The 14220-nt window shown below is 62.3% G+C and carries 13 protein-coding genes; 6 read left to right on the forward strand and 7 right to left on the reverse strand.

What is annotated here, in order from left to right; all coding sequences use genetic code 11:
- Nucleotides 1-10: 10 nt before the first annotated feature.
- The 6 genes from lptF (at nt 11) to rsmA (ending at nt 7516) form a co-directional block, all read left to right on the forward strand.
- A complete protein-coding gene (gene lptF, locus G6N78_RS17095) occupies nt 11-1192 on the forward strand; it encodes an LPS export ABC transporter permease LptF (protein WP_165220693.1) in 1182 nt (393 codons plus the stop codon).
- Nucleotides 1189-2277 carry an LPS export ABC transporter permease LptG gene (gene lptG, locus G6N78_RS17100; RefSeq protein WP_165220696.1) on the forward strand — a complete coding sequence of 363 codons (1089 nt, stop codon included), beginning with the start codon at nt 1189-1191 and terminating at the stop codon, nt 2275-2277. Before lptF ends, lptG begins: the two co-directional genes overlap by 4 nt.
- A complete protein-coding gene (locus G6N78_RS17105) occupies nt 2277-4607 on the forward strand; it encodes an LPS-assembly protein LptD (protein ID WP_234905824.1) in 2331 nt (776 codons plus the stop codon). Before lptG ends, G6N78_RS17105 begins: the two co-directional genes overlap by 1 nt.
- A 139-nt stretch (nt 4608-4746) precedes the next feature.
- The gene (locus G6N78_RS17110) at nt 4747-5661 is read left to right on the forward strand and encodes a SurA N-terminal domain-containing protein (RefSeq protein WP_370691456.1); all 915 of its coding nucleotides are present in this window, start codon (nt 4747-4749) and stop codon (nt 5659-5661) included.
- A gap of 5 nt (nt 5662-5666) precedes the next feature.
- A complete protein-coding gene (gene pdxA, locus G6N78_RS17115) occupies nt 5667-6689 on the forward strand; it encodes a 4-hydroxythreonine-4-phosphate dehydrogenase PdxA (RefSeq protein ID WP_165221928.1) in 1023 nt (340 codons plus the stop codon).
- Nucleotides 6689-7516: a 16S rRNA (adenine(1518)-N(6)/adenine(1519)-N(6))-dimethyltransferase RsmA gene (gene rsmA, locus G6N78_RS17120; RefSeq protein ID WP_165220702.1), complete on the forward strand. Its 828-nt coding sequence runs from the start codon at nt 6689-6691 to the stop codon at nt 7514-7516. The genes pdxA and rsmA overlap by 1 nt, the downstream gene beginning before the upstream one ends.
- A 21-nt stretch (nt 7517-7537) precedes the next feature.
- Here rsmA and gmk read toward each other — a convergent pair whose 3' ends face one another.
- The 7 genes from gmk to fabD all read right to left on the reverse strand — a co-directional run bounded on the left by gmk (nt 7538) and on the right by fabD (nt 14072).
- Nucleotides 7538-8206, reverse strand: a complete 669-nt coding sequence (gmk, locus tag G6N78_RS17125; protein WP_165220705.1) for a guanylate kinase — start codon at nt 8204-8206, stop codon at nt 7538-7540.
- 5 nt (nt 8207-8211) lie between these two features.
- On the reverse strand, nt 8212-9099 hold the full coding sequence (locus G6N78_RS17130; RefSeq protein ID WP_165220708.1) for a YicC/YloC family endoribonuclease: 888 nt from the start codon (nt 9097-9099) through the stop codon (nt 8212-8214).
- Between the two features lie 56 nt (nt 9100-9155).
- The gene (gene mltG / locus G6N78_RS17135; protein WP_165220711.1) at nt 9156-10355 is read right to left on the reverse strand and encodes an endolytic transglycosylase MltG; all 1200 of its coding nucleotides are present in this window, start codon (nt 10353-10355) and stop codon (nt 9156-9158) included.
- A 110-nt stretch (nt 10356-10465) separates the two neighbouring features.
- On the reverse strand, nt 10466-11728 hold the full coding sequence (gene fabF / locus G6N78_RS17140; protein WP_165220714.1) for a beta-ketoacyl-ACP synthase II: 1263 nt from the start codon (nt 11726-11728) through the stop codon (nt 10466-10468).
- Between the two features lie 114 nt (nt 11729-11842).
- Nucleotides 11843-12079, reverse strand: coding sequence for an acyl carrier protein (locus tag G6N78_RS17145; protein ID WP_003502080.1), 237 nt, complete (start codon nt 12077-12079; stop codon nt 11843-11845).
- Between the two features lie 291 nt (nt 12080-12370).
- Entirely contained in the window at nt 12371-13108 is a 738-nt protein-coding gene (gene fabG, locus G6N78_RS17150) for a 3-oxoacyl-[acyl-carrier-protein] reductase (RefSeq protein ID WP_165220717.1), read from the reverse strand.
- Between the two features lie 19 nt (nt 13109-13127).
- The gene (fabD, locus tag G6N78_RS17155) at nt 13128-14072 is read right to left on the reverse strand and encodes an ACP S-malonyltransferase (protein WP_165220720.1); all 945 of its coding nucleotides are present in this window, start codon (nt 14070-14072) and stop codon (nt 13128-13130) included.
- Between the last annotated feature and the right edge of the window lie 148 nt (nt 14073-14220).

Raw genomic sequence — 14220 nt, forward strand, 5'->3', positions numbered from 1 at the left:
ACGGACCAGGATGAAGATACTCGAAGTCTACATATTGCGGCGCGCCTTCCAGATGTTTCTGGTCACACTGCTTCCGGTGTTGACCATCATCTGGACGATCCAGGTGCTGGGCCGCATCAACCTGGTGACCGATACGGGCCAGTCGATCGGCTCGTTCGCCACGCTGGCGACCTTCATTCTGCCGACGATCATCCCCGTGGTTCTGCCGTTTGCCGTCGTCATCGGCGTGACGCAGACGCTGAATGCAATGAACAACGACAGCGAACTGGCCGTCATCGATGCGGCCGGCGCGTCGCGGCTGACGATCTATCGTCCGATGATGGTCCTTGCGATTGCGATGGCTGCCTTCTCCTTCATGGTGACGAATTTCGTCGAGCCGGCATCGCGCGTCAAAGCCCGCGAAATGGTGGCGGAAGCCTATGCCGATCTTCTGTCCTCGGTGATCGAGGAAAAGACGTTCCGCAGCATCGAGGACGGCCTTTATGTGCAGATCTCGGAGCGCCATTCCGGCCGCATCCTGACCGGGATCTTCATGGTGGATTACCGCGACCCGAACTGGGACCTGATCTACTATGCCCGCGAGGGATCGATTGCCGAAGACGGCAAGACGCTGACGATGCGCGACGGCGAAGTGCACCGCAAATCCAAGGACGGACGCATCTCGATCGTCAAGTTCCTGTCCTATGCCTTCGACCTGTCGTCGATGGCCGAATCGACTGGTGAGGCACCGGTCTTTGCCAGCGACCGGGGTCTCGACTTCCTGCTGAACCCCGATCCGACCGACAAGACGTTCCTCGCCTCGCCCGGCAGTTTCCGCTCGGAACTGCACCGGCGGCTGTCCGACTGGATGCTGCCGATCGTCTTCACGCTGATCTCCCTCGTCGTCATCGGCGGCGCGCGGTCGAGCCGCCGGGCAAGGCTTCACCCGATGGTCGCGGCACTCGGCATCTCGTTCGGGCTGAAGTGGCTGACTTTCTACGTCACCAATCTCAGCAAGAACAATCCAAGCGTCGTGCCCCTCGTCTATGGCGTCCCCATCGCCTTTGCGGTGCTGGCCATCCTGATGCTGGCGACGAATCGTCAACTCACGCTGCCGGCCTTCGTCTCCACCTTCATCAGCCGCGTCTTTGATCACGTGCAGCGCAGGTTCAAACGCGTTCGCGGCGTGGAAAACAACGGGGGCGCGGCATGATTCCGAGAACGCTCAGCCGCTATTTCTTCAAGCGCTACGTGATCACTGCCATCTGGTTCCTGATTGGCGTGTCGGGCATCATCTTCCTCGCCGATTTCAGCGAGACCAGCCGGCGCATGTCCGGTTTCGTCGGCTATACGGTGACGGGCGGCCTGCTGATGAGCCTGCTCCGGCTGCCGCAGATCCTGCAGCAGACCATCCCGACGCTGACACTGTTCATCGGCATGACCACGCTGATCGCCCTCAACCGCCGCTCGGAACTGGTCGTGACGCGCGCCGCCGGGCTGTCGGTCTGGCAGTTCATCATGCCGTTCGTGTTCGGCGCCTTCCTGATCGGCATTTTTTCCACCTTTGCGCTGAACCCGATCGGCGCCTGGGGCCAGAGCCTTGCCAGCAACATGGAGACGAACTGGCGCAAGGCCAGCAATGCCTCCAAGCCCTCGAACTTCCTGCCGTGGATCCGCCAGATCAGCGGCGACAACGATACGGTGATCGGCGCCAAGAGCTATGAAGACGGCGGCACCGAGCTCGTGGATGTCGCGCTGTTCCACTTCGACGCGAACGGCCGCATCTTTTTGAGACAGGATGCAGCGACCGCGACCTTGGAAGATGGTTACTGGCAGCTTAACAATGTTCTTGAAACGCGCACCGATGCGCCGCCCACCCGCAAGGCCACGGCACAGGTGCGCACCAACTTGAAACGCGAGTTTCTGCAGGAGTCGATTACAAAGCCGGAAAGTGTTGCTTTCTTTGACATTTTAAGAAAAGTGGAGGCAGCGCGCTCGTTTGGTATATCCACCAAGGCGCTCGAGACTCAGTTTCATTCGCTTCTGTCCTTGCCGCTGCTTCTGGTGGCCATGACACTCATCGCCGCAACCGTGTCCCTCAGATTCAGTCGGATGGCCCAGTCCCGGTCCGTGATTCTGGGTGGAATCGTCAGCGGCTTCGTGCTTTATGTCGTTACAGTGCTCGTCAGAGCATTCGGGAGCAGCGGGGTGGTCCCACCCATGGTGGCAGTCTGGATTCCAGTCGTCGTCGCCATGGCACTCGGGGCAACTATTCTGCTTCATCAGGAGGATGGCTAGTGGCGGTAAGTGACCGCGGGAATATCAGACGGCTTTTTGCAGCCCTGCTGACCAGCACGGCTGTGTGTGTTGTGGCCGTCAACCCGTCAACGGTTCTGGCACAGGGAACGCCCCTGGCGCCGGAAGTCGCGGATGGAGCAAAGATGCTCCTGCGTGCGAATGAACTCGTCTACAATCAGGACTCCGAGCGCGTGACCGCGATCGGCGGCGTCCAGATGTATTACAACCGCCACCGGATGGTGGCGCAGCGGGTCGAATACGACCAGAAGACCGGACGCGTCATGGCGACCGGCAACATCGAACTCGTCGAACCGGACGGCAATCGCATCTATGCCGATTCGCTGGATGTGACGGACGACTTCGCCCAGGGTTTCGTGAACTCACTGAGGGTCGAGACGACCGACAACACGCGTCTTGCCGCTGAAAGCGCCGAGCAGGTCTCCAAGGACGAGATGGTGCTCAACAACGGCGTCTACACCGCCTGCCTTCCCTGCGCCCAGAGGCCCGACAAGGCGCCCCTCTGGCAGGTCAAGGCACAGCGCGTCATCCGCGACGGCAAAAACCACACGATCCGCCTGGAGCACGCCCGGTTCGAATTGTTCGGGCTGCCGATCGGTTACCTGCCCTTCGTGACGGTTCCGGACGAAACGGTCGAACGCAAATCCGGCTTCCTGTTTCCGCGCATGACGCTGACCGACAAGCTCGGTTTCGGCATGACGGTTCCCTATTACCATGTCTTCTCGCCCAGCATGGATGCTACGATCAGCCCGACCTATTACACGCGTCAGGGTCTTTTGCTGGCGGGCGAAATCCGCAACCGGTTCGAAACGGGTGAACACACCTTGAGGTTCGCCGGCATCAGCCAGAAGGATCGCGATGCCTTCGACACCGGCACGAGCGACCAGCGCGCCACGCAGCGCGGCATGGTGGCCTCCAAGGGCAAGTTCGAGATCAATCCGCGCTGGACGTTCGGCTGGAACGTCATGGTTCAGTCGGACAACAATTTCTCCAAGACCTATAAGCTGGCCGGATACAGCGAGACGCCGTTCACCAATGACGTCTACCTGACCGGCATCGGCACCCGCAACTATTTCGACCTGCACAACTATTACTTCAACGTGCAGGATACGGATGCCAAGCGGAATGCGGAAAAGCAGCAGGCGATCGTCTATCCCTCGCTGGACTATACCTATTACGCGCCGGAGCCGGTGGCTGGCGGCGAGTTGAAGATCACCAGCAATTTCACCAACCTGTCCCGTCGCGAGGATGATTTCATCAGCTCCGGGAATTCGACACGCTTCCGCGGCCTGGAGGGCAGCTATACGCGCTTCACCACTGAAGCTGAGTGGGAGCGGACCTTTACCACCGATCAAGGCCTTCTGCTGACGCCGCTTCTGGCCGCACGCGGCGATGCGCTTCGCACCACCGCCTCGTCGGGACCGAGCTTTAACGGCGTCAGCTATACGGGCGATTTCGAAGGCTCCGGCGGCAATACCCGCTACATGCTGACTGCGGGCCTTGAAGCGCGTTACCCGATCCTGATGACGACGGCGAACAGCAGCCATGTGCTGGAGCCGATCGCCCAGATCTACGCTCGTCCTGACGAACAGATGGCGGGCGGCTTCCCGAACGAAGACGCCCAAAGCTTCGTCTTCGATGCGACCTCGCTCTTCGAGCGGGACAAGTTCTCCGGCTATGACCGGATCGAAGGCGGCACGCGCGCCAATATCGGCCTGCGCTACACCGGGTCGTTCGGCAACAATATCGGCCTTCGCGGTCTCTTCGGCCAGTCCTACCAGATCGCCGGCCAGAATTCGTTTGCGCAGACGGACCTCGTCAATGCGGGCGCGGATTCCGGTCTGGAATCGGATGTCTCGGATTTCGTCGGCCTTGCCGCCATCGATCTGCCGAACGGTTTCAGCGTCCAGGGCCAGGGCCGCTTTGACGAGAAGAACCTGGACCTGCGCCGTGCAGACGCATCGGTCAGCTACAATGTGGCGCGCGTCAGCGGCTCCTTGATCTACACCAATATTCAGGCACAGCCCGAATACGGCTATCCGGACAAGGGTGAATTCCTGAAGTCGGCCTCCTCGATCAAGGTCAACGAGAACTGGTCGGTGAGCGGCACGGCGACGTGGGACATGAACAAGGGAGAAGTCATTCGCCGTGGCGTCGGCTTCACCTATGCGGATGAGTGCACGATCTTCACCGTCGCCTACACCGACAAGCCGGCCAATACCGACCCGAACGACTGGACGGTCACGGCACGCCTCAGCTTCCGGACGCTCGGCGAGATCGCGCTTGGCACGGATGGTTCCGAGGACGAATGATCTGCCGCGGCGGATCACAGGAAGGTCATTGTTTCGCCGCACGGACTGTGCAAAGGAGCAGACGAGCCCATAGTATTCGGCTCGTTTGCTAAAGAATTGGAAGGAACGAATGATGTTTGCACGCGCAGCATGTCGTCGCATGGCTATCGCCGCAACGGCAATCGCGATTTCCTTCGTGGTTGAGCCGATTCAGGCACCTGCTTTTGCGGCAAGCGAGGTCGTGGCGGTCGTCAACAAGACGCCGATCACCAGTACCGACGTTTCCAAACGCGTTGCCTTCCTGAAGTTGCAGCGCCGCACCGGCAATCTGCAGAAACTTGCGCGCGAGGAGTTGATCGACGAGGCCCTGAAGCGCGAGGAAATCGCGCGCGTGCGCATGTCGGTCAGCACCGAGGACGTTGACCGTTCCTTCGAACGCTTTTCCGCCAGCAACAAACTCTCCGTTGCGCAGATGTCGTCGATCCTCAACCAGGCCGGCGTCGGTGTCGAACACTTCAAGGCCTTCATCGCCGTGCAGATGAGCTGGCCCCGCCTCGTCAACGCGCGGTACGGCACCGGCAAGATGTCGTCGGAAGAGCTCGTCAAGCGCATGATGGAGAACAAGGAAAAGCCGGTCACCACCGAATATTTCCTGCAGCAGATCATCTTCGTGGTGCCGGAATCGCGCCGGAATGCGATTCTCGGCAAGCGTAAGGCCGAAGCGGAAAAGTCCCGCGCGCGCTTTCCGGGCTGCGACCAGTCGAAGGAATTCGCCAAGACCATGCTGGACGTCTCGGTGCGCAATCTCGGTCGCGTGATGAAGCCGGAACTGCCCGACGACTGGAAGCCGCTGATCGAAAAGGCCGGCACCAACGGTACGACGGGGACGCGCGTGACGGAGCGTGGCGTCGAGTTCCTCGCCATCTGCAACCAGCGTCAGGTTTCCGATGATACGGCCGCCGAGGTGGTGTTCCGCGCCGAGGATCTTGGCAAGGCGAAGAAGGGCGGCGACAACCCGAACGACGCGAAATATCTGGAGGAACTGCGCAAGAAGGCGCAGATCGTATATCCTTGAGCAGCATTACACGACTGGATCACCTTCTGGCGCTGACCCAGGGTGATCCCGCCGGCATCGGTCCGGATATCGCACTTGCCGCCTGGCTGAAGCGCCGTGATCTCGGCCTTCAGCCATTTCTCTATGTCGGCGACCCTTCCACGCTTGCCATTCGCGCCCGCATGCTGGGCCATGATGTGCCGTTGCACGAATGCGATCCGGACGATGCGGCTGCGGCCTTCGCAACCGCCCTTCCCGTTCTTCCCGTCGAGATCGGCAGCGAGATCGAGGTGGGACGCCCGCACGTGGCGACCGCCAAAAGCACGATTGCAGCGATCGAAACCGCCGTTGCGCTGGCGATGGATGAGCGCGTTGCCGCGGTGGTGACCAATCCGATTGCAAAGTCGGTGCTCTATGAGGCCGGCTTCGGCTTTCCAGGCCATACCGAGTTTCTGGCCGATCTCGCCGAAAAGGCAACGGGGCTGCCCTGCCGGCCGGTGATGATGCTGGCCGGGCCGAAGCTGCGCGCCATTCCGGTCACCATCCACATCCCCTTAAAGGACGTGCCGTCGGTTCTGTCGCAGGACCTCATCGTCGAGACCTGCCGCATTGCGGCGCATGACCTGAAGACCCGTTTCGGCTTCGACCACCCGCGGCTGGCCGTGGCCGGCCTCAATCCGCATGCGGGTGAAGAGGGCAGCATCGGCCGCGAGGATCTGGAGATCATCGAACCGGCGATCGAGGCACTGCGCGGCGAAGGCATCAACGCCATCGGCCCGTTGCCGGCAGACACGATGTTCCATGACGAGGCCCGCAGTCGGTACGACGTGGCTGTCTGCATGTATCACGACCAGGCGCTGATCCCGGCCAAGGCGCTCGGCTTCGACGATTCGGTGAATGTCACGCTTGGCCTACCCTTCATCCGCACCTCGCCGGATCACGGCACCGCGTTCAGCCTGGCTGGAACCGGCATTGCCCGCGAGACCAGCCTGATTGCGGCGCTGAAGCTTGCCGCAGAGCTTGCCCACCACGCCGGCAGGGCCGGCTGATGGCGACGCTTGATGGTTTGCCGCCGCTTCGCGAGGTGATCGCGGAGCATGGACTGGACGCCCGCAAGGCGCTCGGCCAGAACTTTCTCTTCGACCTCAACCTGACCCAGAAGATTGCCCGCACCGCGGGGCCGCTGGAGGATGTGACGGTTTTCGAAGTGGGGCCCGGCCCCGGCGGCCTGACACGCGCCATCCTGTCGCTCGGCGCCAAGAAGGTGATTGCCGTCGAGCGCGACAGCCGTTGCCTGCCGGTGCTGGCCGACATTGAGCGGCATTATCCGGGCCGCCTGGAGGTGATCGAGGGTGATGCACTCAAGACGGATTTCGAGGCGCTGGCGCCTGCGGGACCGGTCAAGATCATTGCCAACCTGCCCTACAATGTCGGCACCCAGCTTTTGATCAACTGGCTGCTGCCGAAGCAATGGCCGCCCTTCTGGCAGTCGATGATACTGATGTTCCAGAAGGAAGTCGGGCAGCGCATCGTTGCCGATCAGGATGACGATCATTATGGCCGGCTGGGCGTGCTGTGTGGATGGCGCACAGAGGCGCGCATGGCTTTCGACGTGCCGCCGCAGGCCTTTTCGCCGCCGCCGAAGGTGACATCGACCGTCGTGCACCTGACGCCGCGGGATACGCCCCTGCCCTGCGATGTGGGCAAGCTTGAGCGCGTGACGCAGGCAGCCTTCGGCCAGCGCCGCAAGATGCTGCGCCAGAGCCTCAAATCGGTGGGCGGTGAAGCGTTGCTGGTGAGAGCCGGCATCGACCCGTCACGGCGGGCTGAAACGCTGTCGGTCGAGGAATTCGTCGCTCTCGCCAACGCCCTCTGATGCGCGTCGCCGGTGGCGCCGTCAGCTCGGCAGCACCGGCTCTTCTTCCAGGAGATTGCGGACGAAATCGAACAGTCCATGCCGGCGGTCGCGACGGATGCGCTCGGCGTTGACGATGCAGCTCACATGGCCGAAGGCTTCGTCCAGATCATCATTGACGATGACATAGTCGTATTCCCGCCAGTGTTCGATCTCCGCCCTCGAGTTCAGGAGACGCGTGCGGATCACCTCTTCGGTGTCTTCCGCGCGGCGGTGCAGGCGCGACTGCAGTTCCGTCATGCTGGGCGGCAAGACGAAGATCGACACGATATCCGCCTTCATCTTTTCCTGCAGTTGCAGGGCGCCCTGCCAGTCGATGTCGAACAGCATGTCGCGGCCCTCGGCCATGGCAAGCTCGACCGGTTCGCGCGGCGTGCCATAGAAGTTGCCGTGCACCTCCGCCCATTCCAGCAATTCGCCATTGTCGCGCATGCGCTCGAACTGCGGGATGGAGATGAAGTGATAATGTTTTCCGGCAATCTCGCTCGGCCGCTTGGCCCGCGTCGTCACGCTCACCGAGATTTCGAGGCTGTGATCATCACGCAGAAGATTGCCGGCGATCGTCGATTTTCCCGCTCCGGATGGCGAGGACAAAACCAGCATCAGGCCGCGGCGGGCAATCTTGACGTGCGAGGACGGCGCCGGTTTCATAGGGGTCACTCCAAGTTCTGAACCTGTTCACGGAACTGATCGATCACGACCTTCAATTCCAACCCTGCCGCGGTTACCGCAGCGGCGTTCGATTTGGAACAGATGGTATTCGACTCCCGGTTAAATTCCTGTGCAAGAAAGTCGAGCTTGCGCCCGATCGGCCCGCCTTTGGCCAGCAGATCGTCGGCGGCTGCCACATGCGCCTTCAGCCGGTCGATCTCTTCGCGCAGGTCCGCCTTGGTGGCCAGCAGGGCGGCCTCGGCATAGAGACGGTCCCGGTCGAGCCCCGTCGTCGCCTCCGTCAGCAGCGCGATCTGCTGGCCGAGACGCCGGGCAATCTCCTCCGTGCTGCGCGACGGATCGCTTTCCACACGCTGCGTCAGGTCGGCGATGGTGCGCACATGGCCGGACAGGATGGCAGCCAGCGCCACGCCTTCGGAAAGACGCATGGCCACCAGTTCATCAAGCGCCTGTTCGAGCCCCTCCAGGATGGCCCGGTCGCGCGCCTCTGCAGCCGCCTCGTTCTCTTCCACCTCGCGAAAATCCACGAGGCCGCGAATGGCGAGCAGGCTGTCGAGCTTCAAGGGTGCCGGATCGACCAGATCGCCCAACTCGGTCCGCAGCGCCTGCACGGCGGCCAGCGCCTCGCGGTTCAGCACGGCCTCGACCCTCGCCTCCGCGACCGAGACGTTGAGCGAGACCTGCAGGTTGCCGCGGTTGAGGCGGGACGAGATGAGCTTGCGCACCTCGACCTCAAGGCCTTCGAAGCCCGACGGCAGACGCAGCCTCAGATCCAGTCCCTTGCCGTTGACGGAGCGCAGTTCCCAGACCCAGCGGTGGCGCCCCGTCGTTCCTTCACGCCGGGCAAACCCGGTCATGGATTGAACGTTCATGCGGCAAACCCTTCCTGATGGAGAAAGGCCGCCAGAACGGCGGCCAGTGAGATGGTTCAATTGCCTTGCGGCGGCTTTTCGGCCTCGTTGCCGCCGGGCAGGCCGTCCATCGGCTGCTCGGTCGCGCCGGTTGTCTTGGCGCGTTCGGCTTCCAGCTTGCGCCAGCGACGCACATTGGCGTTGTGTTCGTCCAGCGTTGCGGCAAAGACGTGACCACCGGTGCCGTCCGCCACGAAGTACAGGTCCTTCGTCCGCCAGGGATTGGCGACGGCCTCCAGAGCGGCACGGCCGGGATTGGCGATCGGTGCGGGTGGCAGGCCCTTGATCTGGTAGGTGTTGTACGGCGTCGTCTTTTCGAGATCCGACTGGTAGATGGGCCGATCTGACGGTTTGCCGGCGCCGCCGAAGATGCCGTAGATCACCGTCGGATCCGATTGCAGGCGCATGCCCTTGTTCAGACGGTTGATGAAGACGGAGGCGACGTGCGCCCGCTCATCGTCCTTGCCGGTTTCCTTCTCGACGATCGAGGCGAGCGTGACGAATTCCTGTTTCGTCTTCACCGGCAGGTCGGCATCGCGGCGTTCCCAGATCTGGTCGATCAACCGCTCCTGGGCAACCCGCATCTGGGTCAGGATTTCCTCGCGCTTGGTGCCGCGGGAGAACTTGTAGGTGTCCGGGCGCAGGCTGCCTTCCGGCGGCAGTTCGTTTGGCAGATCGCCTTCCAGAACGGGGTCGGCGGCGAGGCGCGCCATCATCTGCTGTACCGTCAGGCCTTCCGGCAGCGAGACGGAGTACAGGATGGACTTGCCGGATTCGAGAAGCCCGGCAATCTCCTTCATCGAGGTCCCGGCCTTGATCTCGTACTCGCCGGCCTTCAGCGTCTCGCCGTCGCGCATGTAGGTGGCGGTGACATAACGGAAGATGCGCGCATCAGACACGATGCCGCTGCGCTCCAGGCTCTGGGCGATCTGCGCAAGACCCGCGCCGCTTGGAACGACGAAGTGGGTATTGACCTCGAGCGGTCCCGGGTTCTGGTATTCGCGGATGACATAATAGAACCCGGCGACGGCGATGACGCAGGCAAACACGATCATCGTCATCACGAAGTTCAGGAAGATGATGACCTGGCTGCGGGCCTTCTTGGAACGGCGTGGGGGCTCCGGAACCCGTTCGGGTTTCAGAGCCTCGTTCGGCGACTTCGGGATGAATGGCCCACTGCCATTGCCCGTATCGCTGCTGCTGTTCGTGTCTGTCACCGGCACTCCTTCTGATACTCTAACACTGCCGTTCTTGGCCAAGCAATGCGGCGAAAACAGGGTTCAGAAGACGACAGCCCGGCCATCAGCCCGGCAGACCCGTCTCGTCATCAGCCTTCGTAACGGCGTAGAACGAGAGACGCGTTGGTGCCGCCAAAACCGAAGGAATTGGACAGGGCAACGTTGATCTCCCGCTTGCGCGCCACGTGCGGCACCAGGTCGATCGCCGTCTCGACATCGGGATTGTCGAGGTTCAGCGTCGGCGGGGCGACATTATCGCGGATCGCAAGAGCCGTGAAGATGGCCTCCACCGCACCGGCGGCACCCAGCAGGTGACCGATGGCCGACTTCGTGGACGACATGGAGATCTTCGAGGCGGCATTGCCGACGAGACGCTCGACCGCACCGAGTTCGATGGTATCGGCCATCGTGGAGGTGCCGTGCGCGTTGATATAGTCGAGATCCGACGGATTGAGGCCGGCCCGCTTCAGCGCCGCCGTCATGCAGCGGAAGGCGCCATCGCCATCTTCAGACGGAGCGGTGATATGATAGGCGTCGCCGGACAGACCATAACCGACCACTTCGGCATAGATCTTGGCGCCGCGCGCCTTGGCGTGCTCCAGCTCTTCGAGCACGACGATGCCGGCGCCCTCCCCCATGACGAAACCGTCGCGGTCGCGGTCATAGGGGCGCGAGGCCTTCTCCGGATGATCGTTGTTCTGGGTGGAGAGCGCCTTGCAGGCGGAGAACCCGGCCAGCGACATGCGGCAGATCGGCGATTCGGCGCCACCGGCCACCATCACGTCTGCATCGCCGAGCGCGATCAGGCGGCTTGCGTCACCGATGGCGTGAGCGCCCGTGGAGCAGGCCGTCACGACGGAATGATTGGGGCCGCGCAGCTTGTGCTTGATCGAGACGTGCCCGGAGACGAGGTTGATCAGACGGCCCGGAATGAAGAAGGGCGAGATGCGGCGCGGACCCTTGTCGCGCAGCGTGTAACCGGCTTCGACGATGCCATCGAGACCGCCGATGCCGGAGCCGATCAGCACGCCGGTGGCGCACTGGTCCTCATCCGTCTGAGGTGCCCAGCCGGCATCGGCAAGCGCCATGTCGGCGGCCGCCATGCCATAGACGATGAAGGGGTCAACCTTGCGCTGTTCCTTCGGCTCCATCCAGTCGTCGGCATTGAAGGTGCCGTCGGAGCCGTCGCCGAAGGGAATGCGACAGGCGATCTTGGCGGGGATATCGTCAACTTCGAAGTCGGTGACGCGGCGCGCCGCGTTCTGGCCGGCGAGCAAGCGCGACCAGGTGACTTCCGTGCCACAGCCAAGAGGAGATACCATTCCGGTACCGGTGATAACGACACGCCTCATGCCAGCGCCCCACCCCGCATGTCTAATGTACTGTCACATTACGGAAACGGCCCGAACATGCCGGGCCGCTGATGAACCTGCCCTGACGGGCGGTTCTTCCACAATCGATCGAAATCAGGCCTGGGCCTTCTCGATGAACTTGACGGCATCGCCGACGGTCAGGATCGAGTCGGCAGCGTCGTCCGGAATTTCAACGCCGAATTCTTCTTCGAATGCCATGACGAGTTCGACGGTGTCGAGCGAGTCGGCGCCCAGGTCATCGATGAAGCTCGCGCCTTCGACGACTTTGTCGGCGTCAACGCCGAGATGATCAATGACAATTTTCTTAACGCGCTCTGCGATATCGCTCATGTCGGTTTCCTCGACCTTTATCTTGATCGGATGGACGAATTGCCATCCGCACCCTGTTGGAACCCCCTACCGCCTTTTTCAGGCCGATGCGAGGGCAAACTCGCTCACCCGAGACAAGCCGCCGACATGATTGCTGCAGAAAAAACTGCAGCCAGAAGGTCAGCCTTCGGGGTGACTGTTCACAGTCATGGCCCGCTTAACACGGTTTCACCGCGCCGCAAAGCCAGAAAATCACTCGCTAATCCACCGCCAACAGGCAATATCGGCGGCGGCATCAGCGGGTGCAATCCCTCAGATCATGGCCATGCCACCGTTGACGTGGAGCGTCTGTCCCGTCACGTAGCCGGCTTCGTTCGATGCCAGATACACGACGGCGCTCGCAATGTCAGCACCGGCCCCCATGCGCTTCATCGGAATGGCACCCAGAATGCCTTCCTTCTGCTTGTCGTTCAGCTTGCCGGTCATCGCGCTTTCGATGAAGCCCGGCGCGATGCAGTTGACGGTTACGTTGCGGGTGGCGATTTCCTGCGCCAGCGACTTTGAAAAACCGATCATGCCGGCCTTCGAGGCGCAGTAGTTCGCCTGGCCCGGATTGCCGGTGACGCCGACGACGGAGGTGATGTTGATGATGCGGCCAAAACGGCGGCGCATCATCGGATGGGTCAGTTCGCGCGTCAGGCGGAAGGTGGCCGTCAGGTTCACTTCGAGGACCGCATCCCAATCCGCGTCGCTCATGCGCACGAAGAGGCCGTCCTTTGTAATGCCGGCATTGTTGACGAGAATATCGACGCCGCCAAGCTCGGCTTCGGCCTTTTCGCCGAGCGCCTTGACCTGGTCACGGTCGGAGAGGTTGGCCGGGAACACATGCGCGCGCTCGCCGAGTTCGGCGGCCAGCGCTTCCAGCTTTTCGGCGCGCGTGCCGTGCAGGCCCACCGTCGCGCCCTGCGCATGCAGCATGCGGGCGATTTCCTCGCCGATGCCACCCGTGGCACCGGTTACCAGCGCCTTGCGGCCGGTCAAGTCAAACATGGTCTAGATCCCTTCGTTCTCAACCGAGAAGAGTTTTGAGAGCGGCTTCGATATCCGCCGGCGTGTTGACCGCAATGCCGGTCACGGTCTTGTCGATGCGGCGTGCAAGCCCGGTCAGGACCTTGCCGGAACCGATTTCATAGAGCGTCGTCACGCCGTTGGCGCCGAACCATTCCACCGTCTCGCGCCAGCGCACCTGGCCGGTCACCTGGGTGACAAGCAGGGTCGCGATCTCGTCGGCGTCGATGACGGGTGCGGCACGCACATTGGCCACGACCGGAACGACCGGATTGCGCTTGGCAACCTGGTCGAGCGCATGGCGCATGGCATGGGCCGCGGGCGCCATCAGGTCGGAATGGAAGGGTGCCGACACCGGCAGCATGATGGCGCGCTTGGCGCCCTTTTCCGTTGCCAGTGCGGCGGCCTGTTCGACAGCGGCCTTGGAACCGGAAATCACCAGCTGGCCGCCGCCATTGTCATTGGCGATCTGGCAGACGCCGGCGGCTTTCGCCTCGGCACAGACGGCCTCGACATCGGCATGTTCCAGCCCGATGATCGCCGCCATCGCGCCTTCGCCGACCGGTACGGCCGACTGCATGGCATTGCCGCGGATTCGCAAAAGACGGGCGGTATCGGCAATCGTGAAGGTGCCGGCAGCGCAGAGCGCCGAATATTCGCCCAGCGAATGGCCGGCGACATAGGAAACCTTGTCGGCCAGCTTCAGGCCACCGGCTTCCAGCACACGCATGACGGCCATGGAGACGGCCATCAGGGCCGGCTGGGCGTTTGCCGTCAGCGTCAGATCCGCTTCCGGGCCATTCCACATGATGTCGGACAGTTTCTGGCCGAGCGCCTCGTCAACCTCGTCGAAAACCGCACGGGCTTCCGGAAAGGCCTCGGCGAGATCCTTGCCCATGCCGACGGCCTGGCTGCCCTGACCGGGGAACGTGAATGCAATGCTCATGGGATCATCCTTCCCTTTTTTTGCCTCTCCATTCACATTCTAACCGGCCAAGTCAAGGCCGAGGGCCGTTTGGGGCCGCGAGAAGGCCCGCCGGAGCCGGGTCTTGAACAGAAGAATGCGCACCTGAGCGGGACATTCCCTGCCATGC

It is taken from the genome of Allorhizobium pseudoryzae, from assembly GCF_011046245.1.
Taxonomy (GTDB): Bacteria; Pseudomonadota; Alphaproteobacteria; order Rhizobiales; family Rhizobiaceae; genus Neorhizobium; species Neorhizobium pseudoryzae.

Excerpts from the sequence above, each read along its gene's own strand:
- lptF (WP_165220693.1), top strand. The coding sequence starts at position 11 with ATGAAGATACTCGAAGTCTACATATTGCGGCGCGCCTTCCAGATGTTT.
- lptG (WP_165220696.1), top strand. The coding sequence starts at position 1,189 with ATGATTCCGAGAACGCTCAGCCGCTATTTCTTCAAGCGCTACGTGATC.
- G6N78_RS17110 (WP_370691456.1), top strand. The coding sequence starts at position 4,747 with ATGGCTATCGCCGCAACGGCAATCGCGATTTCCTTCGTGGTTGAGCCG.
- rsmA (WP_165220702.1), top strand. The coding sequence starts at position 6,689 with ATGGCGACGCTTGATGGTTTGCCGCCGCTTCGCGAGGTGATCGCGGAG.
- gmk (WP_165220705.1), bottom strand. The coding sequence starts at position 8,206 with ATGAAACCGGCGCCGTCCTCGCACGTCAAGATTGCCCGCCGCGGCCTG.
- G6N78_RS17130 (WP_165220708.1), bottom strand. The coding sequence starts at position 9,099 with ATGAACGTTCAATCCATGACCGGGTTTGCCCGGCGTGAAGGAACGACG.
- fabF (WP_165220714.1), bottom strand. The coding sequence starts at position 11,728 with ATGAGGCGTGTCGTTATCACCGGTACCGGAATGGTATCTCCTCTTGGC.
- G6N78_RS17145 (WP_003502080.1), bottom strand. The coding sequence starts at position 12,079 with ATGAGCGATATCGCAGAGCGCGTTAAGAAAATTGTCATTGATCATCTC.
- fabG (WP_165220717.1), bottom strand. The coding sequence starts at position 13,108 with ATGTTTGACTTGACCGGCCGCAAGGCGCTGGTAACCGGTGCCACGGGT.
- fabD (WP_165220720.1), bottom strand. The coding sequence starts at position 14,072 with ATGAGCATTGCATTCACGTTCCCCGGTCAGGGCAGCCAGGCCGTCGGC.